We start from the raw sequence: 23,103 nt of genomic DNA, 5'->3' as shown, positions 1-23,103 counted from the left end.
AGAACGGGGATGAATTTTCCACTCATCGCGAACATTATTGTGTTCGTTGTATTGCTATTGCTTCTCGCGCAGGCGCGCCACAAACAGTGGAGCCTGGCGAAAAAAGTGCTGGTCGGTCTGGTCATGGGTGTGGCCTTTGGTCTGGCATTACACGCTGTTTACGGCTCCGATAACCCGGTACTGAAAGACTCCATTCAATGGTTCAACATTGTCGGTAACGGCTACGTGCAGCTGCTGCAGATGATTGTGATGCCGCTGGTGTTCGCGTCTATTCTGAGCGCAGTTGCTCGTCTGCATAATGCGACTCAGCTGGGGAAAATCAGCTTCCTGACTATTGGTACGCTGCTGTTCACCACGCTGATTGCCGCGCTGGTGGGCGTGCTGGTGACCAACCTGTTTGGCCTGACCGCTGAAGGCCTGGTCCAGGGTACGGCTGAAACCGCGCGTCTGACGGCGATTCAAACCAACTATGTTGGCAAAGTGGCCGACCTGACGGTTCCGCAGATGGTGCTCTCCTTTATTCCTAAAAACCCGTTTGCTGACCTGACCGGCGCAAGCCCAACCTCCATCATCAGCGTGGTGATCTTCGCCGCGTTCCTGGGTGTGGCTGCGTTGAAGCTGCTGAAAGACGATGCGCCAAAAGGTGAACGCGTGCTGATCGCTATCGATACCCTGCAGAGCTGGGTAATGAAGCTGGTCCGTCTGGTCATGCAGCTGACGCCTTACGGCGTGCTGGCACTGATGACCAAAGTGGTTGCGGGATCAAACCTGCAGGACATCATCAAGCTGGGCAGCTTTGTCGTCGCCTCTTACCTGGGTCTGGGCATCATGTTTGTGGTGCACGGCATCCTGCTGGGCGTTAACGGCGTCAGCCCGCTGAAATACTTCCGTAAAGTGTGGCCAGTGCTGACCTTCGCGTTTACCAGCCGTTCCAGTGCAGCGTCTATTCCGCTGAACGTGGAAGCACAAACGCGTCGCCTGGGCGTTCCTGAGTCCATCGCCAGCTTCTCTGCTTCCTTTGGTGCCACCATTGGACAGAACGGCTGTGCGGGTCTGTACCCGGCAATGCTGGCCGTAATGGTCGCGCCGACTGTGGGTATCAACCCGCTGGATCCGGTGTGGATTGCCACCCTGGTGGGCATTGTGACCATCAGCTCCGCAGGCGTTGCGGGTGTCGGTGGTGGTGCAACCTTCGCCGCGCTGATTGTGCTGCCCGCGCTGGGTCTGCCTGTGACGCTGGTTGCGTTGCTGATCTCCGTTGAACCGCTGATCGACATGGGACGTACCGCGCTGAACGTGAGTGGCTCCATGACCGCCGGTACGCTAACCAGCCAGTGGCTGAAGCAGACCGACAAAGCGATTCTGGACAGTGAAGACGACGCCGAGCTGGCGCACCGTTAATCACTGTTGAAATAAAAAAACCGCCTGATGGCGGTTTTTTTATGGCTGTTATTCTTCAACCTCTTCATCCTGGCGGATCTGCATCGCCCACCGTTGCGCTGACTCCGGCACCGTAAACGTGGGAGAGCGGCGGAAATGTTCGCCGATCAGCACAAAGGCCACGTATTTACCCCGTAACTGCCAGACGTCGCGAAAACCATCCACTTTCAGGGCATGGTCAGGCGGCGCGGGCTCAACGCGGGGCACATAGCTAATAACCTGGCGGTTTTGTTGACGAAGAGGTTTCATAAGCGACGGGTTCACTAAAGCAAATTCTTGAAGCAGGAAAATTGTATGATAGCCGATTCTGCTACCTCACGTCGCGCTCCGAATGGCAGCGAAAGCGCCTTTCGTTAACAACCGCATGTGAAAACTCTTAGTTCGCGAGCCATTTCACGACATTGTTCTATCCTTAATAGGGTTTTTAGCAATGAATCAAGGAGAATCGTGCAATGTCGAACAAAGATAAACCACATCAGTCCCCCATTCATGGTACTGAAGAATCGCAACCGGGAATGGACTCACTCGCCCCTGCTGACGGGTCTCATCAGCCATCGCCAGGCCCTTCCGCCCCGGGTGAACAACCTACCGCACCGGGGAGCGTTAAATCACCCGATGCGGAAAACGAAAAGCTAAAATCTCTTGACCGGCACCGTAAAGGTGGCGAAGGCCATGCGCTGACCACCAATCAGGGTGTACGCATCGCCGACGATCAAAACTCGCTGCGCGCCGGTAATCGCGGCCCCACGCTGCTGGAAGACTTTATCCTGCGGGAAAAGATTACCCATTTTGACCACGAGCGCATACCGGAACGCATCGTTCACGCGCGCGGCTCGGCTGCGCACGGATACTTCCAGCCCTATAAAAGTCTGAAAGACATTACCAAAGCGGATTTCCTCTCCGACCCGGATAAAATCACCCCGGTGTTTGTGCGCTTTTCTACCGTGCAGGGTGGCGCAGGCTCGGCCGACACTGTGCGCGATATCCGCGGCTTTGCCACCAAATTTTATACCGAAGAAGGTATTTTCGACCTGGTCGGCAACAATACCCCGGTGTTTTTCATTCAGGATGCGCATAAATTTCCTGACTTTGTCCATGCGGTAAAACCGGAGCCCCACTGGGCCATACCGCAGGGACAAAGTGCGCACGACACCTTCTGGGACTACGTCTCGCTACAGCCAGAAACATTGCACAACGTGATGTGGGCAATGTCAGACCGCGGCATTCCGCGCAGCTATCGCACCATGGAAGGGTTTGGCATCCACACCTTCCGCCTGATTAACGCGGAAGGCAAAGCCACTTTCGTGCGCTTCCACTGGAAACCTGTGGCGGGTAAAGCGTCACTGGTGTGGGATGAAGCGCAGAAGCTGACTGGCCGCGATCCCGATTTCCACCGCCGCGAGCTGTGGGAATCCATTGAAGCCGGAGACTTCCCGGAATACGAACTGGGGTTACAGTTGATTCCGGAAGAGGACGAGTTCAAATTTGATTTCGACCTGCTTGATCCGACTAAACTCATTCCTGAGGAACTGGTGCCGGTTCAGCTGGTAGGGAAAATGGTGCTCAACCGTAATCCGGATAATTTCTTTGCCGAGAATGAACAGGCCGCGTTCCACCCGGGGCATATCGTGCCGGGGCTGGATTTCACCAACGACCCGCTGTTACAGGGTCGTCTGTTCTCCTACACCGACACGCAGATTAGCCGTCTCGGCGGACCGAACTTCCACGAAATCCCCATTAACCGCCCTACCTGCCCGTATCACAATTTCCAGCGCGATGGGATGCATCGCCAGGATATCGACACCAACCCGGCGAACTACGAACCGAACTCGATCAACGATAACTGGCCGCGTGAAACACCACCGGGCCCGAAACGTGGCGGGTTTGAGTCGTATCAGGAACGCGTCGAGGGGACCAAAATTCGCGAACGCAGCCCATCCTTCGGTGAGTATTACGCCCATCCTCGCCTGTTCTGGAACAGCCAGACCCCGATTGAGCAGCAGCATATCATCGGCGGCTTCAGCTTTGAGCTGAGCAAGGTGGTGCGTACTTACATCCGCGAGCGCGTGGTCGATCAGCTGGCGCGAATCGATATCCAGCTGGCGCAGAGCGTCGCCGATAACCTTGGTATTACCCTGACCGATGAGCAACGTAACGCAGCTCCACCGAAAGACGTTAACGGGCTGAAAAAGGATCCGTCTCTGAGCCTGTACGCCGTACCGGGCGGATCGATTAAGGGCCGCGTGGTCGCTATTCTGCTGAACGATAAAACCCGCGCCAGCGACGTGCAGGGGATTATGCAGGCGCTGAAAACCCAGGGCGTGCATGCGAAACTGCTTTATTCCCGTATGGGCGAAGTGACCGCCGATGATGGCTCCGTGCTGCCGGTGGCGGCGACCTTTGCCGGGGCGCCTTCGCTGACCGTCGATGCGGTGATTGTGCCGTGCGGGGACATTGACAGCCTGCTGACCAACGGTGACGCCGTGTATTATCTGCTGGAAGCCTATAAGCACCTGAAACCGATCGCCCTGGCAGGCGATGCGCGACAGTTTAAGGCGCAGCTGAAGGTGGCCGATCAGGGTGAGGACGGCATTGTCGAGGGAGATAACGTTGACGATGCCTTTATGACGAAGCTGTTTGATTTACTCGCTGCGCACCGCGTCTGGTCGCGCAGCAGTAAGATCGATCAGATTCCGGCGTGAAAAAAGCCGTACTCGATTGTGCGGCCTGATGCCCTCACCCCGTCCCTCTCCCACTGTACGGTCCGGGGACATAGTGAACACTTGTTCGGGGACATGGTAGACACTTACAACTAAGGCATAAGAACCCGTTTATGGAGTCGCTTATGCCCTGGGATGCGAGAGATACCATGTCATTACGTACCGAGTTTGTTTTGTTCGCCTCGCAGGACGGGGCGAACATCCGTTCCCTCTGCCGTCGCTTCGGCATTTCACCGGCCACCGGCTACAAGTGGCTTCGCCGCTGGGCGGAGGAAGGGGCTGCCGGCCTTCAGGACCGCCCGCGCATACCGCACCATTCCCCTAACCGCTCATCTGACGACATCACTGCCCTGCTGCGTATGGCCCATGACCGCCATCAACGCTGGGGCGCACGCAAGATAAAGCGCTGGCTCGAAGACCAGGGGCACACCATGCCCGCCTTCAGCACCGTCCATAACCTGATGGCCCGTCACGGCCTGCTGCCGGGCACTTCACCGGGCATTCCCGCCACGGGACGCTTCGAACACGACGCGCCGAACCGCCTCTGGCAGATGGACTTTAAGGGCCACTTTCCCTTTGGCGGTGGCCGCTGCCATCCGCTCACCCTCCTGGACGACCATTCCCGTTTTTCCCTGTGCCTGGCGCACTGTACCGATGAACGGCGCGAGACCGTGCAGCAGCAACTGGTCAGCGTGTTTGAACGTTACGGCCTGCCGGACCGGATGACGATGGACAACGGCTCACCGTGGGGAGACACCACCGGCACCTGGACGGCGCTGGAGCTGTGGCTGATGCGCCACGGTATCCGGGTGGGGCATTCCCGGCCTTATCATCCGCAGACGCAGGGCAAGCTGGAGCGTTTTCACCGCAGCCTGAAGGCGGAAGTGCTGCAGGGCAAGTGGTTCGCGAGCGAGGGTGAACTGCAGCGCGCCTTCGACCACTGGCGGACGGTGTACAACCTTGAACGCCCGCATGAGGCGCTGGATATGGCGGTACCGGGCTCGCGGTATAAGCCGTCTGCACGACAATACAGCGGCAACACCACGCCCCCGGAATACGACGAGGGCGTGATGGTCAGGAAAGTGGATATCAGCGGAAAGCTGAGCGTGAAAGGGGTAAGTCTGAGCGCAGGCAAGGCGTTCAGGGGAGAACGGGTCGGGCTGAAGGAGACGCAGGAAGACGGCAGCTACGAGGTGTGGTGGTACAGCACGAAAGTGGGGGTGATCGACCTGAAGAAAAAGTCGATCACCATGGGTAAAGGATGTTAAAAAGTGTTCACCATGTCCCCGAACACCTGTCTACCATGTCCCCGGACCGTACACCCACGGGAGAGGGAGAAAACACAAAAAACGGTAACCGAGGTTACCGTTTTGCTTTTACCTCGCCACCCGGCTTTTTTTACTCACAAATCTCTGAACGTCCCCAACCGATACCCGCGCTCGGCAATCGCATACTTCAGCGACGCCGACGTCAGCACATCCAGTTCCACCAGACGCGGCCAGCAGTAGGCACTTTTCCGCACGGTATTATCGACAAATGCCGGGTGCGCCATCACCTCTACGGACTTTTCACCGCGAGCGGCGGACTCATCCAGCACCTTCAGAAACAGCGCTTCGTCGATCTCGTCGCCGTAAAATGCACTGCTGAATCCATCTGTTGATTTCACAGCGCAGTCCGGCACGCCGGGCACCTCACGATCCACGCGGATCGCGACGCCTTTACGCTGTGCAAACTCCGCGACAATCGGGAAAATCGCCGGGATCATGTGCACGTGGTGATGGCTGTCGATGTGCGTCGGCTCCTTGCCAAACACATCAACAAAGCGGTTAAACTGGCAATCCAGTTCACGGGTAATCTCTTCGAGCGGCAGAGCGTCCTGCTCTGCCATTTCCCAAATCCATTTCCCTAACTGTCCGTCACGCGTCAGGCCCGGCATCGGTGAAAGCGGCATACCCAGCGTCAGAACAAAATGCATGCCCACGCCCAGCTCGGGCACGTCCCGACTTAGCTGAGCCGCATGTTCAACCGCCTCGCCGTTAATCAACGCCGTGGTTGAACTCACCACACCCCGACGACAGGCTTCAATGATGCCGTAGTTCTGCCCTTTCGACAGGCCAAAATCATCGGCGTTTACGATCAGCAGGTTTTCCATCGTACATCCTCTTAACGGTGGGTGAACTTCAGTTTCTCAACCGTTGCAGCAAAGTTTGGCAGCCATTTTTCATGCGCCAGGATCATCTCACTCGCCAGTTGCTCCGCATCACGGTCGGAGTGCACCAGCGGACTGAGGTTCAGGGCCAGAAGCACATCATTCAGTTCACCGCTCAACGCCGCATTGCTTGCTGCCACCTCAAAGCCTTTAATGGTGTGGATCAGGCCCATCACTTTGTCGTCAAAGTGGGTAATGCGCGGGTGCGGTTTCGCGCCATCGCGCCCCAGAATGCAGGTCATCTCAACGGCCCAGTCAGCCGGGATATTATCAATGTGGCCATGATGCGGCACGTTGACGTAGTGCTCAGCCTGCTTGTCGTTGTAAATGGCGTTAATCACTTCGCAGGCCGCATCGGAATAGTATGCCCCGCCGCGCTGCTCCAGCTCTTTCGGTTTAACATTAAGATTTGGATCTTTATACAAATCAAACAGCTGCTTCTCAACTTTTTGTACCACCTGGGCACGCGCGCCGCCTTTATAGTACTCGCCCATTTCGATAGCCAGCATCTCTTTCTGCTTGAAATAGTAGAGCAGGTACGAGCACGGCAGCAGGTTCAGGGAGCGGATCAGCCCTTCACTGAATGGCAGATCGAAAATGTTCTTCACGGATGCGGCGGTCAGTCGACCTGAAGCAACACCGTCGAGCAGTTCGGCAAAGCGCGACGTGCCGTTAACGATCACGTCTTTGATAAACACCATGTGGTTCAGGCCGAACAGATCGATGGAGAGCTCGTCGTTGTCGGTCAGCGCCAGCACGTCGCGGATAAACATCTTCATGCCAATCGGGATATTACAGACGCCGATAAAGCGTTTGAAACCGGTGTGGCGATAGACTGCCTCAGTCACCATTCCCGCCGGGTTGGTGAAGTTAATCACCCACGCATTCGGGCAAATCTCTTCCACGTCTTTGATGATGTCGAAAATCACCGGTATGGTACGCAGACCTTTAAACAGACCGCCCGCACCGTTGGTTTCCTGTCCCAGATAGCCGTGGCTCAGCGGAATACGCTCATCCAGCTCGCGTGCTTTCAGCTGGCCGACGCGCAGCTGGGTGGTGACGAAATCAGCATCTTTCAGCGCCAGACGGCGATCCAGCGTTTTATGTACGGTCAATGGCACACCGGCTTTCTCAACCATACGTTTACACAGGTCGAAAATAATATTCAGCTTTTCCTGACCTTCTTCTACATCCACCAGCCATAATTCGCTGACCGGTAATTCATGATAACGTTTCAGGAAACCTTCCAGTAATTCCGGGGTATAGCTGCTGCCGCCACCAATGGTTACGACTTTTAATTTCTGTTGCATAATATCTCCCTTAGCGTATCAGGTTAACCGCCTGCAAGGTATAGCGTTCTCTTCCCGCTATTTGGGCAAGCAATTACGTCAATATTCGTGGCGAATAAAATCGCCGGGTATTAATTAATTACCGTCAGATTTTTGCGGTAACTGTTTGGTGTGAACGAAGTAAACTTCTTAAACGTTTTAATAAACAGGCTGGGGCTACTGTAACCTGACTCATAAGCAATATCGGTGACAGAGTAATTGGTAATTTCCAGCTGTTTCTTGGCAAAGTTAATGCGGATTTCATTAATGATTTGCACAGGCGTTTTACGATAATAACGCTGCGTCGCGCGGGTTAAATACTCCTGCGACTTGCCCGACAACGAAACCATATTTTCCAGGGCATTGTCGCTGAATTGCCCTTTGTCGTGCATGAGCTCAACGGTACTGCGAAGCCACTGTGGGATATCATCAATGACCTGCTGTTCTTCGCGATGATGGCGAAGGCGGTTCATCACATAAAACGTCACGGTTTCAATAAACTCGTCGAACTCATTGTCGCGGAAGTTGAGTGAGGCAATAACCGTTTCGATCCAGGTCATGAACTCGTTTTTGACGCGATAGACCTGTGACGCCACGAAGCAGAACGGTACCAGCGGCAGATAATGTTTCTCAAAGAAGCGTCGGCTGACGCCCACATTCAGAATGCGTGTGGCACCAAACTCGTAAAAGCTCTGATGATAGGACCCCATCGGCAGGAAGACAAAATCTCCGCGCTCCAGTAACACGCGCTTACCGTTGATCTCCTGGTAGTAGCGGCCGGTCAGAACAATCGTGAACTCGTAGTAGTCATGCTGGTGCAGTCCACTGGCGCTCTCCGTCTTGTTGTAAATAACCACGTGAAAATTCTTGCCATTAAACAGCTGCTGCTCAAGTGCGGTTTTAATTTCCATCGTGCTGACCTCCTGCTGCCTGACCTGACTTACTGCATCTTCTCGTGAAGCTCGATTAACTCTGCCACTAGCTCGCGCGCCAGCATGGAGGTCATCAGATGATCCTGGGCATGTACCAGCACCAGGCTCACCTTCATTTTCCCTTCGCCCTGGTCGCCTTCGATGAGCTTCGTCTGCACCAGATGCGCTTCATTCAGTGCAAGACGGGACTGGTCCATCATGGTTTTTGCTGCGGCGAAATCACCCTGCTTGGCCTGCTTCAGCGCGGCATATGCCAGGCTGCGTGCCTGTCCAGAGTTGATGATAAGCCCCATCACCACTTCTTCCAGATCGTTCTCTACGGTTTCGTCTGCGACAATACTATCCAAATCTAACATCGTTAAGCTCCTTTTAGCTGGCGCGGGTTGCCCCGCGCCGTGCAATTTTAGAATTTCAGTGCGAGGGCGATATCCTCTTCGCTCTCTTCTTCATCGATAACGGTTGCCGCTTTGTTCGCTATTGCCACGAATGGCATGTAAAGCAGGGTTGCAATCCCGAGGTTGAATATCGCCAGCAGGAAGGCCGCGACGCTACCGTTGGTGTTAAAGAACGCGCCCAGACCGGCTGGCATGGTCCACGGTGCAATGTTGGTCACCGGTGGGATAATGCCCAGGTAGTACGCGGTCAGGGTGATTGCCGCCAGCAGCGGTTGCACCAGGATGAATGGAATGAACATCACTGGGTTCATGATGATTGGCAGACCAAACAGAATCGGTTCGTTAATCTGGAAGATGCCTGACGGCAGCGCCAGCTTCGCCACCTGACGATGATCGGCACGACGAGAGACAATAAAGACCGCGATGATCAGACCTAACGTCGCCCCGGTACCCCCCAGGAAGATATAGGAGTCAAGCATCGGCTTCGCCCACACATGGAAGGTTTTACCGGCTGCCAGCGCCGCATCAACGGAGCCGTACTGCTGATAAAGCGCAACGTTTTCCAGTGCCCAAGGGGTCATGATACCGCTGTCCAGCGCCGCCAGTGCCAGTGAACCATGCACGCCGAAGAACCACAGCAGGGAGGTAAAGATGACATACGCCCAACCCACCACTCCACCCATTGACGCCAGCGGCGTAGAGATAGAGTCCATAATGATCTGGTGGAAGTTTGTACCCCAGTGAGAGAGCGCCCAGGCGATAATCCCCATAATGGAGAGAATAATGAAGCCTGGAATCAACGCGGAAAATGAACGAGATACCGATGCCGGTACGCTATCCGGCAGACGGATAACCCAGTTGCGGCGAATAATAAACGTGAACATTTCCGCAACGACCAGACCGATAACAATACCCGAAATAATATTAGCGCCACCCAGCCAGTTAGCACCGACAGCATAAGCCTCGCCGACGCTGTATGGGGTAACCGTCATAAATGCTGCGACAGAGAGTAAACCTGCGGCCAGAGGATCCACTTTACGCTCTTCAGCCAGCGCCATCCCGATAAAGAAAGGCGCCATCAGCGACATAATACCCAACGTGCCGTTGTATACGTTGCCGCCGATGGCTTTAAGACCATTAAGGGTTTCAATAGTGGAAGCGTCTAACCGAATTCCTAATGAATAAAAGAAGGAACCTTCACCAAAGCTCAGAAAAACGTTGTTAATTAAAACGAACATTGCCCCGGCCAGCGTCAACGGCATTAATTTAATAAAGCCGTTTTTGATGGCATTAACGTGAGGCTGCTTTCCTATTTTAACAGCAAAAGGAAGGAGTACCTTTTCAAGTGAAGCGATGACTTTACTCATAGGAAAATACCCTTAAATGCCGTAACGCATGTTACGGCGTATTGTGTGTGAAATAACTCTTTGACGGGAAAAATAAATAATTAATTAGCAGCTTTTTTAATGGCTGCAACAGCAGCTTTTAATACACCTAAACCATCAATCTTACCGTACAGCCCCGAGTCGATGACTTCGACCGGTTTATGAGGCAGCAAACGCTGAATTTCTGGCAACATATAAGCGATTTGCGGCCCCAGTAAAATAACATCTGCTGACTGGCCCTTTTCGCCCGCCAGCGTCTCTGGAAACGCCTCGATCACCACAGGAACTTCATACTTTTCGGCCTGCGCACGCATCTTGGAAACCAGAAGTGAGGTTGACATGCCCGCAGAACAGAACAGATAGATATGTTTCTTTTCCATAATAACTTCCCTCTTGTGTGCCCCCCGCCGTCGCGCTATCACTCGACTTGCTATCCCGGCTGACGGGTAGGTTGCTTACTGTTGTTTGTCGTTGAAACGAGTATACGCAATGGTACAAGGAGGGGATAATTCTGGATAGGGTCAAATTGTCTCTCATTGACCTGGCTTGTTGACTCTCTTCACATTTCGGGCAAATAATTCGCGCAAAGAAATAAGATTTACGTATGCATAAAAAAACCGGCCACCAGGCCGGTTAGTTAAGATCCTCAGGCAAGCGCGGTTACTGCGCCTTAGGGGCCTGTGGATCGGTGTCGTATTCTGCACAGGTCTGATAGCCGGAGTTAATCACATGACCGGTATCATCCAGCGCGACAAAGTAGGTCTCTGCCTTACCATCACGTTGACCCAGTATGTAGGTCTGACAGGTTCCCTTAGCATGAATCATGGTGACTTCAGAAGAAGGTTTACCTGCAATTGCAGCAACCTGCGAACGTGTCATCCCTTTTTTGACGTCTTTTACAACTGGCTGAGTAAACTGATCTTTGGTGCGATCGTAAGCCGTACACCCTGCCAGCATAGTCAGTACCGCCGCTGCGCTTAAAATTCCTGCTACGTTCTTGTTCATATTCCGTCCTCTTGTTTATCAGCGTGTTAACTAAGCATGGGATAAAAAATACTATTGTTCAACTTTGCGAGTTACGCCACACGAATTTCGGAAAATTCTAATAAAACAACGATAAGCTGCTAAAGCGGCGCAATTTAGCGCACTCGAAACTGTGATCCTTGTCGTTTTCCGCCCAAAGGGTTAGTTTTAACAGATAACATTTTTCTGTCTCGTTCTGCATAGGGAGGGCGTAATGGCTCTGCAACAACAGATTATCCAGGCGCTGGGCGCGAAACCTGCAGTAGATGCAAATGAAGAGATCCGCCGAAGCGTTGATTTTTTGAAGTCCTACCTAAAAACAAACGCTTTCCTGAAGTCACTGGTGCTGGGCATCAGCGGCGGCCAGGACTCTACGCTGACCGGCAAACTGTGCCAGATGGCCATTTCAGAGCTGCGTGAAGAAACGGGTGATAATGCGCTGCAGTTTATCGCCGTGCGCCTTCCTTATGGTGTGCAGGCCGACGAACAAGATTGCCAGGACGCGATTACCTTCATTCAGCCCGACCGTGTTCTGACCGTGAACATTAAAGGTTCCGTGCTGGCGAGCGAGCAGGCGCTGCGCGAAGCCGGTATCGAGCTGAGCGATTTCGTACGCGGCAACGAAAAAGCGCGTGAGCGTATGAAAGCGCAGTACAGCATTGCGGGCATGACCAAAGGTGTTGTTGTCGGCACCGATCACGCAGCGGAAGCGGTCACCGGTTTCTTTACCAAATACGGCGACGGCGGCACCGACATTAATCCGATCTTCCGCCTCAACAAGCGTCAGGGTAAACAGCTTCTCGCCGCACTTGGCTGCCCGGAGCATTTATACAAGAAGGCGCCAACCGCCGATCTGGAAGACGATCGCCCTTCCCTGCCGGATGAAGCCGCACTGGGCGTGACCTATGACAATATTGACGACTATCTGGAAGGCAAACAGCTGGATGAAGGTACCGCGAAGATTATTGAAGGCTGGTACCTGAAAACCGAACACAAGCGTCACACGCCGATTACGGTGTTTGACGACTTCTGGAAAAAATAAAGCAGAACGGTAACCTAGTGTTTGCGCCCTCTCCTGTGGGAGAGGGTTGGGGTGAGGGCATCAGTCCGCACGTCCTGGTTGGGGTGAGGACATCAGGCCACCCGGCTCTTTTTTAACCACAACACACCTGCTACACTGTATACCTGAACAGTATATGGAGCAGTATGTGAGCAGGCGTCAATCTGCCCCGCGTCTTGAGTTTGAAGCGGCGGCTATTTATGAATATCCCGAACATCTTCGCCCCTGGCTTGAAGCGTTGCCTAAACAGCCGGGTGTGTACATCTTTCACGGCGAAAGCGACACCCTTCCGCTCTATATCGGTAAAAGCGTGAATATTCGCAGCCGGGTATTATCCCATTTGCGCACGCCGGACGAAGCCGCGATGCTCCGCCAGTCGAGACGCATCACCTGGTTTCCGACTGCGGGTGAAATGGGCGCGCTATTGCTGGAAGCCCGATTGATAAAAGAGCAGCAGCCGCTGTTCAATAAGCGACTTCGGCGCAATCGCCAGCTCTGTTCCTTGCAGATCAGCAACGGCAAACCACAGGTTGTGTACGCCCGTGAGGTTGATTTTTCCCATGAGCCGAACCTCTATGGCCTGTTCGCCAATAAACGCGCGGCACTGCAGGCTTTGCAGGCGCTCGCCGACGATTTACAGCTTTGCTACAGCCTTTTAGGATTAGAAGGCACCACGCGCGGTCGCGCCTGTTTCCGCTCGGCGCTGAAACGCTGCGCGGGTGCCTGTTGTGGGAAAGAGAGCGTCGAGGAACATAATGCCCGACTGCTCGCCGGGCTGGCGGCCATCAGCGTCAAATGCTGGCCATGGGAGGGTGCCGTTGCCCTGAAGGAAGTGGGTGAATTGATGACGCAGTATCACATCGTCCACAACTGGCTTTGGCTGGGCGCCGTTGATACGTTGCAAGACGCCGCAACCCTGCTGCGTACCCCCGCCGGATTCGACCACGACGGCTACAAAATACTCTGTAAACCCGTGTTAACCGGCAAGTACGAGATCATCTCGCTTAATGACCTGGCAGCCACGTAATTTCACTGAACAACAGCGTTCCTGTAGATTCCAGCAGCCGGAGGGTATGCGTGCCCTCCTCCCAGCTGGCCCCTTGATCCGCCGTCAGCAATTTTTCGCCAAGCTGCCATGCCCCGCTTAACACAAATATCACGCCACCGCGGGAGCCATAGGTGGTGAAGGTCCGATCCGCGACGCGAACCTTCGCCTGGCAGCAATCCCGCCGGGTCATAATATTGAAATCCATCGACATCTGCCCATCCGTCAGCAGCGCTTTCACCGGCAGATCGCCGGCAAAACTGTAGGGCTGGTGATGTTTCAGCGTATGGAAAAATGCCTGACCGGCATCCAGCGTGACCTCTCCCCCTTCCAGCAGGGTGATCACCCGATCGACGCCGGGAAACGACGAGAACTCGCCATTGCTGGCAATAGAGGCAATGCTGGCGCGCCAGTAAAAATCACGCGTAGCGGGAGGAAAACAACATATTTCGCGTGTTTCGCCAGCGCCATTACGCCAGAGACTGACCGGCATCTTACGGATATCAAAGAACTCCATCACCACTCCTGAGGGGCGCAACCTGCGCCAGGGCAAAGACATCGCTGTCATTGCTGTCTTGTTTATTATCGTTGGAAATCTACAGACGTATTATCGGCAGCAGAGTGGGCAAACCTTAGTAAATCTCTGACGCGACTACAGGAGAATACCGCGCTGGCGGCGGCAGGCAAGAGGTGGGCAGAAAGAAAAAACCGCCGGTCCTGTCCACAGCGTTTTTGCTTATGTGAACAGGATCCCGGCGGTCTTAAGAGGGTGAACCGATTATTCGGCTGGTGCTGGCATTTTACCTTCCGGCGCCGGACGTTCTGTCAGACGCTTCTCAAAATTGGCATTAAACTGTTTTTTCTGTTCCGGGGTCAGAATGTTGTAGATCTTATTCTGGGTTTCCATGTGGGCAAGCATGCGGGCTTTATGCTGCTCTGCCATTTTGTCGATCTGCGCTTCCGCTTTCGCTTTATCGAAGCTGTCGCTGGCAATGATGTCATGCATCGCGCGGCGCTCTTCCAGCGGAGGACGTTTCATCTGGTCACGCTGGCTTTTCATGATGTCGCGAACCTGCTGTTTCTGCGCGTCGGTCAGATTCAGGTCTTTAAACATCATCATCTCATGGTGCATACCCGGCTTGCCTTTATGATGCATCATCATTTTGCCTTCAGTTGGCGCGGCGGTCGTGGTGGCGGTATCTGCGGCGAACGCCATGCTGGTAGCGCCCAGAGCCAGGGTAGAGGCAACAAACAGTGCAGTTAACTTACGCATAATGTATTTCCTTACTTTCAGTTATTCTTCGGCGCTATGCCGTGTTGACGATATTCACTTTACGGGGTTTATCGTCAATTAATCAGAGCAACGGTAAAACAATGAAAGTGTAAAAAACAATTTTTCGCCAAATGTGGAGGAATTAAGGATAAAACATGGAGAGGTGAAACATAAATATTCAATACGCTGATTTTAAAGAGATTATGTAGGAGTATAACGAAGTGTCGTTTATTAATAAAGCAATTATCCAGGAATATTCCGCAAAAGAGATATAACCGCCTTCATTGCTAAGAAAATAATTTCCCCTCTTACTTCAAGAGGGGAAATTATCAGGCTAATTTTTCCAGCATCAGTCCGGCTCGCAGACCAAACGCCACCGACGGATTGGGGAATAAAACATACTCTGTGGCTTTCTGCACCTCGTATCGCTCGTCACCGTCTTCTGCCAGGAGTACCCCTTGACGGAACGGCGTGAAGTTCAGCGTGTGGGCCGCCATATGGAGAAGGAAGGCATCGCTGCGACGGGTGATCTGCTGCACGACCCGATAACGCACGACAGGCTCCTGCGCATGTTCCGGCGCGGTGCCGCCGAGCAGCGCCCGAAGCGCAGAGTGCGTCGGAGCAAAACGCGTCAGATCGTTCTCCCCGAAAGGCAGCGCTTTTCCCAGCTCCAGCGTGCAGGCCAGCGCGCTGAAGTTTTCACACGTAAAATGGGTGAACGTACCGCCCGGCGACTGATGGAAGACCAGGGCTTCCAGCCCCGCATCCCCCAGCCAGCTCAGAAAGGTTTCATCCCAGGGCTGACTGCGCTGCGGCAGGACGCCAAAACGCACATGATAAGAGGCACGGATAGCCGTATGCAGGTCGAGGTGCCAGCGCGTTCCCCCCGCGGTGACAAAAAACGTCGTTACTACGCTCTCCAGCCACTGCGCGCGCGCCGTTTCATCGCTTTGGGGGAACTGCGACCAGCGGCCCCCAAACATCCTGTTGATATCACTCACCAGGTAACGTTTGTTTTGCGCCAGCGCTGGCGGATTGCCAAACACCACCAGCACGCGACACGCGAGCATAATCTCTCCACGGTACAACGCGCGCAACAGCAGGTCGACAATCTCAACGGGTGCGGTTTCGTTGCCGTGAATACCGCTCGACAGCAGAAGCGATACGTCGCTCTGCGCAAACGGCGTCAGTTCAAGTACGCCCCGTCCCAGCCAGCGCCAGTGGAATGAGGGGCCATCGCCCTCAGTCTGTTCGGGCGTTTCGTCTGCCAGCGTCAGCGCCAGTAAATTTTCCATATCAGCCCCTTAGCGCTGGAACGGATAAACCGATCCCAGCTGCAGGATTGTCGATAACGCATCCAGCGCCTCGCGCCCTTCACGCAGAAGCTGCGGGTCAACCAGATCGGCCTGGGTTAAGCGATCCCGATAGTAACGATCGACCCAGTCGTTCAGCCGCGCAAAGAGCGTATCGTTCATCATGACCGCCGGGTTTACCGCCTGCATTTCGTCCTGCGTCAACACCACGCGCAGACGTAAACAGGCTGGCCCGCCGCCGTTGGCCATGCTTTCACGCAGATCAAAGACGCGCAGTTCATCAATCGGATTATCGGCTTTCACCAGTTCGCTCAAATAACGCCACACGCCCTGATGACTACGGGACTCCTGCGGCAGCACCAGCATCATGCTGCCATCGTCACGGCTCAGCAGTTGGCTGTTGAAGAGGTAGGTTTCTACCGCATCCTGCACGCTCACCGCCTGGGTGGGTACCTGAATAGGCGTAAAACCGGGTACATGCTCATGCAGCGTGGCAAGCAACCTCTCCTGATGCGCAAACGCCTGTTCATGGCAGAACAGCACCTGACGGTTGGAGACAGCAATCACGTCGTTATGGAATACGCCCTGGTCGATCACCTGCGGGTTTTGCTGGGCAAAGATCGCCTGTGACGGATTGACCTGGTTCAGCCGGGCAACCGCCTGGCTCGCCGCCAGCGTCTGGCGTGCAGGATAGCGCGTGGGCGCGTTGTGACCGCCCTCTTCCCGCCCGTAGATAAACAGCTGCACGGCAGGATCGCCATAATCACCGCCCAGCCGGTTGTGGTTGGCTGCCCCTTCGTCGCCAAACATCGCCACCTGCGGCAGGGCCTGATGCACCTCGAAACGGGCGTCATTCTGGAATATGGCGCGCAGCACGCGCTCGGTGGTTTCCGCTTCGGTGGCGCGGTGGAATTTGTTATTCAGGTTCGCCACGGTCAGATGGACTTTGCCATCCAGCGTGTCGGCTGACGGCGCGACGGTCGCCGCGTTTGCCACCCACATTGACGACGCGGAGCTTGCAGCAGAGAGCAGGTGCGGCGTTTGCATCCCCGCTTTTTCTACCACCTGCTCATCAGTACCGCTAAAGCCGAGCTGGCGAAGGACGGCCACGTTCGGGCGCTCCTGCGGCGGGATGACCGCCTGCGGGAAACCGGCATCCGCCAGCGCCTTCATTTTTAGCAGCCCCTGCTTCGCCGCTAGCTTCGGGTTGGAGACCTGAAAACGGTGCTTCGTCGAGGCTTCATTCCCGAATGAGAGACCGGCATAGTGGTGCGTCAGCCCCACCAGCCCGTCAAAGTTAACCTCACGCGCTTTCATGGCGATCCCCTCCGGTAAAATCCAGCCCCGGATTGAGCGTCTCCGGCAGCGTCAGCGCTGGAGTTTCCAGACTCGCCATCGGCCACGCGCAGTAATCGGCGGCATACCACGCGCTGGCGCGATGGTTGCCCGACGCGCCCACGCCGCCGAACGGGGCGGTACTTGCCGCCCCGGTCAGCGGTTTGTTCCAGTTCACAATCCCGGCGCGCGCTTCAAGCAGCAGCTGATCAAACTTCTCGCGATGCGGTGAAATCAGCCCGCTCGACAGGCCGTAGCGGGTGTTATTCGCCATCGCGATGGCCGCATCAAAATCGTCATAGCGCCAGACGCACAGCAGCGGGCCAAAGACCTCTTCATCCGGCACGTTGCTTGCGCCGCTCATCTCAATAATGCCCGGCGTCAGCAGCGAGGTACCAGGCTGAACCAGCTTCGGCTCCAGCAGGGTTTTCGCGCCGTGCGCGACGTGGTCCTGCCAGGCTTTCAGCACGTTCAGCGCGGCCTGTTCGGAAATAAGCCCGCCAATAAACGGCTGCGGGTCGGCATCCCACGCGGCAGGCACCAGACGCGCGCTCACCTCTACCAGACGCTTCAGGAAGGCATCCCCCTGCGCGCCATGCTTGACCAACAGGCGGCGGGCACAGGTACAGCGCTGTCCGGCGGTAATAAAGGCGGACTGAATCGTCAGGTGCACCGCGGCGTCGATATCATCAGGATCTTCGACAATCAGCGGGTTGTTGCCGCCCATTTCCAGTGCCAGAATTTTCTCCGGCTGACCTGCCAGCTGGCGATGCAGCTGATAGCCCGTTCCGGCGCTGCCGGTAAACAGCAGGCCATCGATATCGCTCAGCGCACTCAGCGCCTGACCGGTTTCGCGCCCGCCCTGCACCAGGTTCAGCACGCCCGGCGGCAGACCGGCCTGTTCCCACAGCTTCACCACCGCCTCGCCGGTTAATGGCGTGAGCTCGCTCGGTTTGAAAATAACGGTATTGCCCGCCAGCAGCGCGGGCACAATGTGGCCGTTCGGCAGATGCCCCGGGAAGTTGTACGGGCCAAATACCGCCAGCACGCCATGTGGACGGTGGCGCAGCGTGGCCGCGCCGTCCGGCATCTCGGTATGCTGTTCGCCGGTGCGGGTGTGGTACGCCTTGATCGAAATGGCGATTTTGTTGATCATCGCCGTCACTTCGGTGGTCGCTTCCCAGCGCGGTTTACTGGTTTCGGACGCAATGATGCGCGTCAGTTCGGCCTTATTCGCCTCCAGCAGCCCGGCAAATTTTTCCACAATCGCCTGGCGCACGGAGAAGGGCTGTTTTGCCCATGCCGGAAACGCGCGGCGAGCAGCCTGGCCCGCCTGTTCTACCTGCCCGGCACTGGCATCATTTCCTTTCCAGAGCACCGCCTGGCCGACCGGATTGGTTTTTACCCGCAGGTCGCCTTCACCCGTTACCCAGTCACCGTTAATCCATAAAGTCATGCTGTTTTCTCCTCAGGGCAGAGACGCACCAGGCGAACCGAGTCGCCCGCGTTACATTTCAATGCATCCAGCTGCGCCGCCGTCAGTACCAGACGCTCACATTTAGGGTCAGTACGTACCAGCATGGCGCGGAAATTGTTGTAATTTTCGTTGGAGACCAGACAGGCTGGCCATTCGCCCGGCGCGGGCTGTCCTTCGGAGACCGTCACCAGACGGCTTTTACGAATGGCACGCACGCGGTCGATGTCACACTCAAGCGTTGGGCCACCGTCGAAGATGTCGACATAGTTACGGTAGCGGAACCCCTCTTTCTCCAGCACCGCGCGGGCGGGCGCGGTCTGCGGATGCACTTCGCCGATCACTGCCTGCGCTTCCGGGGTGAGGAAATGGGTATAAATAGGATGTTTCGGCATCAGTTCGGCAATAAAGGCTTTCTGGCCCGTGCCGCAGAGATAGTCTGCCCGGCTGAACTCCATCGAGAAGAAGCGCTCGCCCAGGCTCTCCCAGAACGGCGAGTAGCCTGTCTCATCAATCACGCCGCGCATCTCGGCAACCACTTTTTCGTTAAAGCGATCGCGAAAGGCGGCCATAAACATAAAGCGCGATTTGGAGAGCAGATAGCCGTTGCCCTCTTTGCGCCACGCCGGATCGAGGAACAGCGTGCACAGCTCGCTGGCACCCGTGTGGTCATTACATAGAAACAGCGTGGGCAGCGCGTTATAGACGTTCAGCTCTTTCGAGGCGTGAACCATGGTACCGACGCGGTAGTTGTACCACGGATCGTTAAGCCCGACGGCCACTTCAATGGCGCAGATCCCGGCCACGGTGCCCGTGTCGGTCTCTTCCAGCACGAACACATAGCCCTGTTCGCTTTTTGGCAACGTCCCCTGCCAGGTGTGCAGGGCGCGCTCAATGCGCGCCGACAGCGTTTTTTCATCGGCGGGAAGCGAGGTCAGCCCGCCTCCCGTCTTACCGGCAAGCTGCATAAGCCCGGCGAGATCGCCGCGCTCAACGGGACGGATGACCATCATGATGACACCCCGGATTTCACCTGTTCACAGGCCAGAGCAAAACGGTCTAAGCCAGTTCTCACCTCTTCTTCGCTGACGATCAGCGCAGGGGCAAACCGCACCACGTTGGCACCGGCAATCAGCACCATCACGCCCACTTTTGCCGCTTCCTGTGAAATAAGTTTAGCTTTTCCGGCAAACTCCGACGTGAGTTCGCAGCCGATTAACAGCCCCAGACCGCGAATTTCTTTAAACAGCCCCATTTTGCTGTTAATGGCATTCAGGCGCTCAACAAACCAGTCGTGACGCTGCTTAACGCCTTTCAGCACCTCAGGGGTGTTAATGATGTCGAGCACCTGCCCGGCGACGGCGGTAGCCAGCGGGTTACCGCCGTAGGTGGTGCCATGGGTGCCCACGGTCATCACGCCGGCAAATTTATCGGTGGTCAGCATAGCCCCAATCGGGAAGCCGCCGCCCAGCGCTTTGGCGGTTGAGAGCACGTCCGGGGTAACGCCATAGTGCATATAGGCATACAACTCACCGGTGCGGCCCACGCCGGTCTGCACTTCGTCGAAAATCAGCACCGCATTGTGACGATCGCACAGCTCGCGCAGCCCCTGCAGGAAGGCTTTTTGCGCCGGAAGTACGCCACCCTCGCCCTGCATCGGCTCGACGATCACCGCACAGGTTGTGTCGTCAATCAACTCGCTGGCGGACTGCAGATCGTTATAGATGGCGTGACGGATATCCGGTGGCAGCGGCGCAAAGTCCTGAGAGTAAGAAGGCTGACCGCCTGCGCTGACGGTAAACAGCGTGCGGCCGTGGAAGGCATTCTTAAACGCCACAATCCCGCTCTTGTGCGTGCCAAACTTGTCGTGGGCATATTTACGCGCCAGCTTCAGCGCCGCTTCGTTGGCTTCCGCCCCCGAGTTACAGAAAAACACTTTTTCGGCAAAGGTCGCGTCGATCAGTTTTTTTGCCAGGCGCAGCGCAGGCTCGTTGGTAAAGCCGTTACCGGTATGCCAGAACTTCGCCGCCTGGTCGTTCAGCGCCTGACGCAGCGCCGGGTGCGCATGGCCCAGCGCATTCACCGCAATCCCCCCCGCAAAGTCGATGTACTCTTTGCCCTGCTGATCCCACAGGCGCGAGCCTTCCCCACGTACCGGAATAAAAGCCGCCGGAGCGTAAACCGGCATCATCCATTCATCGAAATTTTCACGCGTAATTGACAGAGACATAGCGACCTCATCCGGTAAATAAAAAGTTATTTGAATGTTAAATAATTAGGTGTTTGCACTGTGAATGTAGATTGCACGCTTCGTGCCAGCCAGCGATAAAAATGCATAAATGGGATAGCAAGACAGAATATCAACAGGTTACGATATGGAGTTATTCACTGTTAATGCATAAAAAGTGAATATTTTTACGACAAGCGGCGCTTTGCCGCATGAAAATCAGAAAGAGTATGCACAGGCCAAATATAATTCTGGAATTGTGATCGCTCGCGAAATTTATTGACCCTTTACGCTCTGTTTGGGGGCAAGACGCGTCAGAATGGTGCAAAAATTGCACCGTTGGCATTATCTGTCGCAGTAATTGGGCGAAGCGGATAACAGACGACACAATTTCTGCTACCATCCATGCACTATTCACCTTGCACTGGCAGCGACTATGAAATTTGTCTCTTTTAATATCAACGGCCTGCGCGCCCGTCCTCATCAGCTTGAAGCCATTGTTGAGCAACATCAACCAGATGTGATCGGCCTGCAGGAGACCAAGGTTCACGACGACATGTTCCCCCTCGAAGAGGTGGCGAAACTCGGTTACAACGTCTTTTATCATGGGCAGAAAGGCCATTACGGCGTTGCGCTGTTGACCAAAGAGACGCCCGTTTCTGTGCGCCGTGGTTTTCCCGGCGATGACGAAGAAGCACAGCGCCGCATCATCATGGCGGAGCTGCCTTCCCCGCTGGGGAACATCACCGTGATCAATGGTTACTTTCCCCAGGGCGAAAGCCGCGACCATCCGACCAAATTCCCGGCCAAAGCCAAGTTTTATCAGGATCTGCAGGACTATCTGACCACCGAACTGAACAAAGACAACCCGGTGCTGATTATGGGTGATGTGAACATCAGCCCGACCGACCAGGATATTGGCATCGGTGAAGACAGCCGCAAACGCTGGCTGCGTACCGGCAAATGTTCCTTCCTGCCGGAAGAGCGCGAGTGGATGCAGCGCCTGCTGGACTGGGGCCTGGTGGATACCTTCCGTACCGCCAACCCGGAGACGCAGGATCGCTTCTCGTGGTTTGACTATCGCTCAAAAGGCTTTGATGACAACCGTGGCCTGCGCATCGACCTGCTGTTGGCCAGCTCCCCACTGGCAGAACGCTGCATCGAAACCGGTATTGACTACGATATCCGTAGCATGGAAAAACCGTCTGACCACGCGCCGGTGTGGGCGAAATTCAAGCTGTAACCCGGTTTGAACATTCAAAAAACACTTTCCCTGTGCGCCCTTCTGGGCGCCTTTGCGCTGGCGTTCATCCTCCTGCCACCGGGTACGCTCTCCCTCGACGTGATAAAAACGCACCAGCAGGCGTTGCTCACGCAGGTCGAACATGCCCCCCTGCGAAGTGCGCTCACCTATTTTGTTATCTATGTCGTGGTAAGCGCCCTGTCGATCCCTGGCGCAGCCATCCTGACGCTGCTGGGTGGTGCACTTTTCAGCTTGTGGGAAGGCGTACTGCTGGTGTCGTTTGCGTCCACGCTCGGCGCCACGCTGGCGATGCTCGCCAGCCGTTATCTGCTTCGCGACGGGGTGCAACGGCGTTTTACGCTACAGATGAAAACGGTCAATGCCGGGATGGCGCGTGACGGCGCGGGGTACCTTTTTGCCCTTCGCCTGATGCCGCTGTTTCCGTTTTTCCTGGTGAATTTGCTGATGGGGCTGACCCGCATCACGGTGCGTCGCTACTGGTGGGTAAGTCAGGCCGCCATGCTGCCTGCAACGGTTGTCTTTCTCAACGCCGGGCGCGAGCTAGGAAGAGTGACATCACTGCGCGATATTTTGTCGCCGGGTGTGCTGTTCGCCTTTACACTACTGGGGTTATTCCCGCTGGCCACCCGCTGGCTCTTTTCCCGTTACACCTCTTCGTTCAAAAAGTGAGGCATTATGCG

Annotated in this window: 22 protein-coding genes; 7 read left to right on the top strand and 15 right to left on the bottom strand. The window is 55.5% G+C overall.

Annotated elements, in window-relative coordinates; genetic code table 11:
* Positions 1-9 precede the first annotated feature (9 nt).
* Positions 10-1,401: a cystine/sulfocysteine:cation symporter gene (gene tcyP / locus ACOQH0_RS09180; RefSeq protein WP_420985546.1), complete on the top strand. Its 1,392-nt coding sequence runs from the start codon at positions 10-12 to the stop codon at positions 1,399-1,401.
* A 48-nt stretch (positions 1,402-1,449) separates the two neighbouring features.
* Here tcyP and cedA read toward each other — a convergent pair whose 3' ends face one another.
* A complete protein-coding gene (gene cedA / locus ACOQH0_RS09175; protein WP_010426120.1) occupies positions 1,450-1,689 on the bottom strand; it encodes a cell division activator CedA in 240 nt (79 codons plus the stop codon).
* Positions 1,690-1,892: 203 nt separating this feature from the next.
* Between cedA and katE the strand changes: the two genes are divergently transcribed.
* Positions 1,893-4,142: a catalase HPII gene (gene katE / locus ACOQH0_RS09170; RefSeq protein WP_421512064.1), complete on the top strand. Its 2,250-nt coding sequence runs from the start codon at positions 1,893-1,895 to the stop codon at positions 4,140-4,142.
* Between the two features lie 143 nt (positions 4,143-4,285).
* The gene (locus ACOQH0_RS09165) at positions 4,286-5,428 is read left to right on the top strand and encodes an IS481 family transposase (RefSeq protein ID WP_421510610.1); all 1,143 of its coding nucleotides are present in this window, start codon (positions 4,286-4,288) and stop codon (positions 5,426-5,428) included.
* Between the two features lie 134 nt (positions 5,429-5,562).
* Here ACOQH0_RS09165 and chbG read toward each other — a convergent pair whose 3' ends face one another.
* The 7 genes from chbG to osmE all read right to left on the bottom strand — a co-directional run bounded on the left by chbG (position 5,563) and on the right by osmE (position 11,414).
* Entirely contained in the window at positions 5,563-6,312 is a 750-nt protein-coding gene (gene chbG / locus ACOQH0_RS09160; protein ID WP_109081003.1) for a chitin disaccharide deacetylase, read from the bottom strand.
* 11 nt (positions 6,313-6,323) lie between these two features.
* A complete protein-coding gene (locus ACOQH0_RS09155; RefSeq protein WP_089599100.1) occupies positions 6,324-7,679 on the bottom strand; it encodes a 6-phospho-beta-glucosidase in 1,356 nt (451 codons plus the stop codon).
* Positions 7,680-7,789: 110 nt separating this feature from the next.
* Positions 7,790-8,608 (bottom strand): transcriptional regulator ChbR, encoded by an 819-nt coding sequence (gene chbR, locus ACOQH0_RS09150; protein ID WP_089599099.1) that lies wholly within the window; start codon positions 8,606-8,608, stop codon positions 7,790-7,792.
* 29 nt (positions 8,609-8,637) lie between these two features.
* Complete coding sequence (chbA, locus tag ACOQH0_RS09145; RefSeq protein ID WP_010430147.1) at positions 8,638-8,985, bottom strand: PTS N,N'-diacetylchitobiose transporter subunit IIA; 348 nt, start codon at positions 8,983-8,985, stop codon at positions 8,638-8,640.
* Between the two features lie 47 nt (positions 8,986-9,032).
* Entirely contained in the window at positions 9,033-10,391 is a 1,359-nt protein-coding gene (gene chbC, locus ACOQH0_RS09140; protein WP_010430146.1) for a PTS N,N'-diacetylchitobiose transporter subunit IIC, read from the bottom strand.
* Between the two features lie 80 nt (positions 10,392-10,471).
* Positions 10,472-10,789, bottom strand: coding sequence for a PTS N,N'-diacetylchitobiose transporter subunit IIB (chbB, locus tag ACOQH0_RS09135; protein WP_421512063.1), 318 nt, complete (start codon positions 10,787-10,789; stop codon positions 10,472-10,474).
* A 280-nt stretch (positions 10,790-11,069) separates the two neighbouring features.
* Complete coding sequence (gene osmE, locus ACOQH0_RS09130; protein ID WP_010430142.1) at positions 11,070-11,414, bottom strand: osmotically-inducible lipoprotein OsmE; 345 nt, start codon at positions 11,412-11,414, stop codon at positions 11,070-11,072.
* Positions 11,415-11,646: 232 nt separating this feature from the next.
* Here osmE and nadE point away from each other — a divergent pair, with 232 nt between their 5' ends.
* Together nadE and cho are read left to right on the top strand one after the other, a co-directional pair.
* Positions 11,647-12,474: an ammonia-dependent NAD(+) synthetase gene (gene nadE / locus ACOQH0_RS09125; RefSeq protein WP_089599097.1), complete on the top strand. Its 828-nt coding sequence runs from the start codon at positions 11,647-11,649 to the stop codon at positions 12,472-12,474.
* Positions 12,475-12,640: 166 nt separating this feature from the next.
* Positions 12,641-13,519 (top strand): excinuclease Cho, encoded by an 879-nt coding sequence (cho, locus tag ACOQH0_RS09120; RefSeq protein WP_089599112.1) that lies wholly within the window; start codon positions 12,641-12,643, stop codon positions 13,517-13,519.
* Here the strand turns inward: cho and ves are convergent.
* The 7 genes from ves to astC all read right to left on the bottom strand — a co-directional run bounded on the left by ves (position 13,497) and on the right by astC (position 21,162).
* Positions 13,497-14,054, bottom strand: coding sequence for an environmental stress-induced protein Ves (gene ves, locus ACOQH0_RS09115; RefSeq protein WP_108416801.1), 558 nt, complete (start codon positions 14,052-14,054; stop codon positions 13,497-13,499). The genes cho and ves overlap by 23 nt on opposite strands.
* Positions 14,055-14,315: 261 nt before the next feature.
* Positions 14,316-14,810, bottom strand: a complete 495-nt coding sequence (spy, locus tag ACOQH0_RS09110) for an ATP-independent periplasmic protein-refolding chaperone Spy (RefSeq protein WP_100166970.1) — start codon at positions 14,808-14,810, stop codon at positions 14,316-14,318.
* 329 nt (positions 14,811-15,139) lie between these two features.
* Positions 15,140-16,105: a succinylglutamate desuccinylase gene (astE, locus tag ACOQH0_RS09105; protein WP_421512060.1), complete on the bottom strand. Its 966-nt coding sequence runs from the start codon at positions 16,103-16,105 to the stop codon at positions 15,140-15,142.
* A 9-nt stretch (positions 16,106-16,114) separates the two neighbouring features.
* Complete coding sequence (gene astB, locus ACOQH0_RS09100) at positions 16,115-17,440, bottom strand: N-succinylarginine dihydrolase (RefSeq protein ID WP_421512059.1); 1,326 nt, start codon at positions 17,438-17,440, stop codon at positions 16,115-16,117.
* Positions 17,427-18,914, bottom strand: a complete 1,488-nt coding sequence (astD, locus tag ACOQH0_RS09095; RefSeq protein ID WP_421512058.1) for a succinylglutamate-semialdehyde dehydrogenase — start codon at positions 18,912-18,914, stop codon at positions 17,427-17,429. Before astD ends, astB begins: the two co-directional genes overlap by 14 nt.
* Positions 18,911-19,945, bottom strand: a complete 1,035-nt coding sequence (gene astA, locus ACOQH0_RS09090; RefSeq protein WP_010430122.1) for an arginine N-succinyltransferase — start codon at positions 19,943-19,945, stop codon at positions 18,911-18,913. Before astA ends, astD begins: the two co-directional genes overlap by 4 nt.
* Positions 19,942-21,162, bottom strand: a complete 1,221-nt coding sequence (gene astC, locus ACOQH0_RS09085) for a succinylornithine/acetylornithine transaminase (RefSeq protein WP_421512056.1) — start codon at positions 21,160-21,162, stop codon at positions 19,942-19,944. Before astC ends, astA begins: the two co-directional genes overlap by 4 nt.
* 433 nt (positions 21,163-21,595) lie before the next feature.
* Between astC and xthA the strand changes: the two genes are divergently transcribed.
* Complete coding sequence (xthA, locus tag ACOQH0_RS09080; RefSeq protein ID WP_421512054.1) at positions 21,596-22,402, top strand: exodeoxyribonuclease III; 807 nt, start codon at positions 21,596-21,598, stop codon at positions 22,400-22,402.
* Positions 22,403-22,408: 6 nt separating this feature from the next.
* Positions 22,409-23,092: a TVP38/TMEM64 family protein gene (locus tag ACOQH0_RS09075; RefSeq protein ID WP_421512052.1), complete on the top strand. Its 684-nt coding sequence runs from the start codon at positions 22,409-22,411 to the stop codon at positions 23,090-23,092.
* Positions 23,093-23,103 lie beyond the last annotated feature (11 nt).

Source organism: Enterobacter sp. JS8-1 (assembly GCF_049187015.1).
Classification (GTDB): domain Bacteria; phylum Pseudomonadota; class Gammaproteobacteria; order Enterobacterales; family Enterobacteriaceae; genus Enterobacter; species Enterobacter mori.
The sequence above is the reverse complement of the archived record's forward strand: the minus strand, read 5'-3'. Positions and strand labels throughout refer to the sequence as shown.

What these genes read in the sequence shown, in the direction of transcription:
- katE (WP_421512064.1), top strand. Translation starts at nt 1,893, where the DNA reads ATGTCGAACAAAGATAAACCACATCAGTCCCCCATTCATGGTACTGAA.
- astE (WP_421512060.1), bottom strand. Translation starts at nt 16,105, where the DNA reads ATGGAAAATTTACTGGCGCTGACGCTGGCAGACGAAACGCCCGAACAG.
- osmE (WP_010430142.1), bottom strand. Translation starts at nt 11,414, where the DNA reads ATGAACAAGAACGTAGCAGGAATTTTAAGCGCAGCGGCGGTACTGACT.
- ACOQH0_RS09165 (WP_421510610.1), top strand. Translation starts at nt 4,286, where the DNA reads ATGCCCTGGGATGCGAGAGATACCATGTCATTACGTACCGAGTTTGTT.
- ACOQH0_RS09155 (WP_089599100.1), bottom strand. Translation starts at nt 7,679, where the DNA reads ATGCAACAGAAATTAAAAGTCGTAACCATTGGTGGCGGCAGCAGCTAT.
- xthA (WP_421512054.1), top strand. Translation starts at nt 21,596, where the DNA reads ATGAAATTTGTCTCTTTTAATATCAACGGCCTGCGCGCCCGTCCTCAT.
- astA (WP_010430122.1), bottom strand. Translation starts at nt 19,945, where the DNA reads ATGATGGTCATCCGTCCCGTTGAGCGCGGCGATCTCGCCGGGCTTATG.
- chbC (WP_010430146.1), bottom strand. Translation starts at nt 10,391, where the DNA reads ATGAGTAAAGTCATCGCTTCACTTGAAAAGGTACTCCTTCCTTTTGCT.
- astD (WP_421512058.1), bottom strand. Translation starts at nt 18,914, where the DNA reads ATGACTTTATGGATTAACGGTGACTGGGTAACGGGTGAAGGCGACCTG.
- cedA (WP_010426120.1), bottom strand. Translation starts at nt 1,689, where the DNA reads ATGAAACCTCTTCGTCAACAAAACCGCCAGGTTATTAGCTATGTGCCC.
- astB (WP_421512059.1), bottom strand. Translation starts at nt 17,440, where the DNA reads ATGAAAGCGCGTGAGGTTAACTTTGACGGGCTGGTGGGGCTGACGCAC.
- astC (WP_421512056.1), bottom strand. Translation starts at nt 21,162, where the DNA reads ATGTCTCTGTCAATTACGCGTGAAAATTTCGATGAATGGATGATGCCG.
- chbB (WP_421512063.1), bottom strand. Translation starts at nt 10,789, where the DNA reads ATGGAAAAGAAACATATCTATCTGTTCTGTTCTGCGGGCATGTCAACC.
- spy (WP_100166970.1), bottom strand. Translation starts at nt 14,810, where the DNA reads ATGCGTAAGTTAACTGCACTGTTTGTTGCCTCTACCCTGGCTCTGGGC.
- ves (WP_108416801.1), bottom strand. Translation starts at nt 14,054, where the DNA reads ATGGAGTTCTTTGATATCCGTAAGATGCCGGTCAGTCTCTGGCGTAAT.
- tcyP (WP_420985546.1), top strand. Translation starts at nt 10, where the DNA reads ATGAATTTTCCACTCATCGCGAACATTATTGTGTTCGTTGTATTGCTA.
- nadE (WP_089599097.1), top strand. Translation starts at nt 11,647, where the DNA reads ATGGCTCTGCAACAACAGATTATCCAGGCGCTGGGCGCGAAACCTGCA.
- chbR (WP_089599099.1), bottom strand. Translation starts at nt 8,608, where the DNA reads ATGGAAATTAAAACCGCACTTGAGCAGCAGCTGTTTAATGGCAAGAAT.
- chbA (WP_010430147.1), bottom strand. Translation starts at nt 8,985, where the DNA reads ATGTTAGATTTGGATAGTATTGTCGCAGACGAAACCGTAGAGAACGAT.
- chbG (WP_109081003.1), bottom strand. Translation starts at nt 6,312, where the DNA reads ATGGAAAACCTGCTGATCGTAAACGCCGATGATTTTGGCCTGTCGAAA.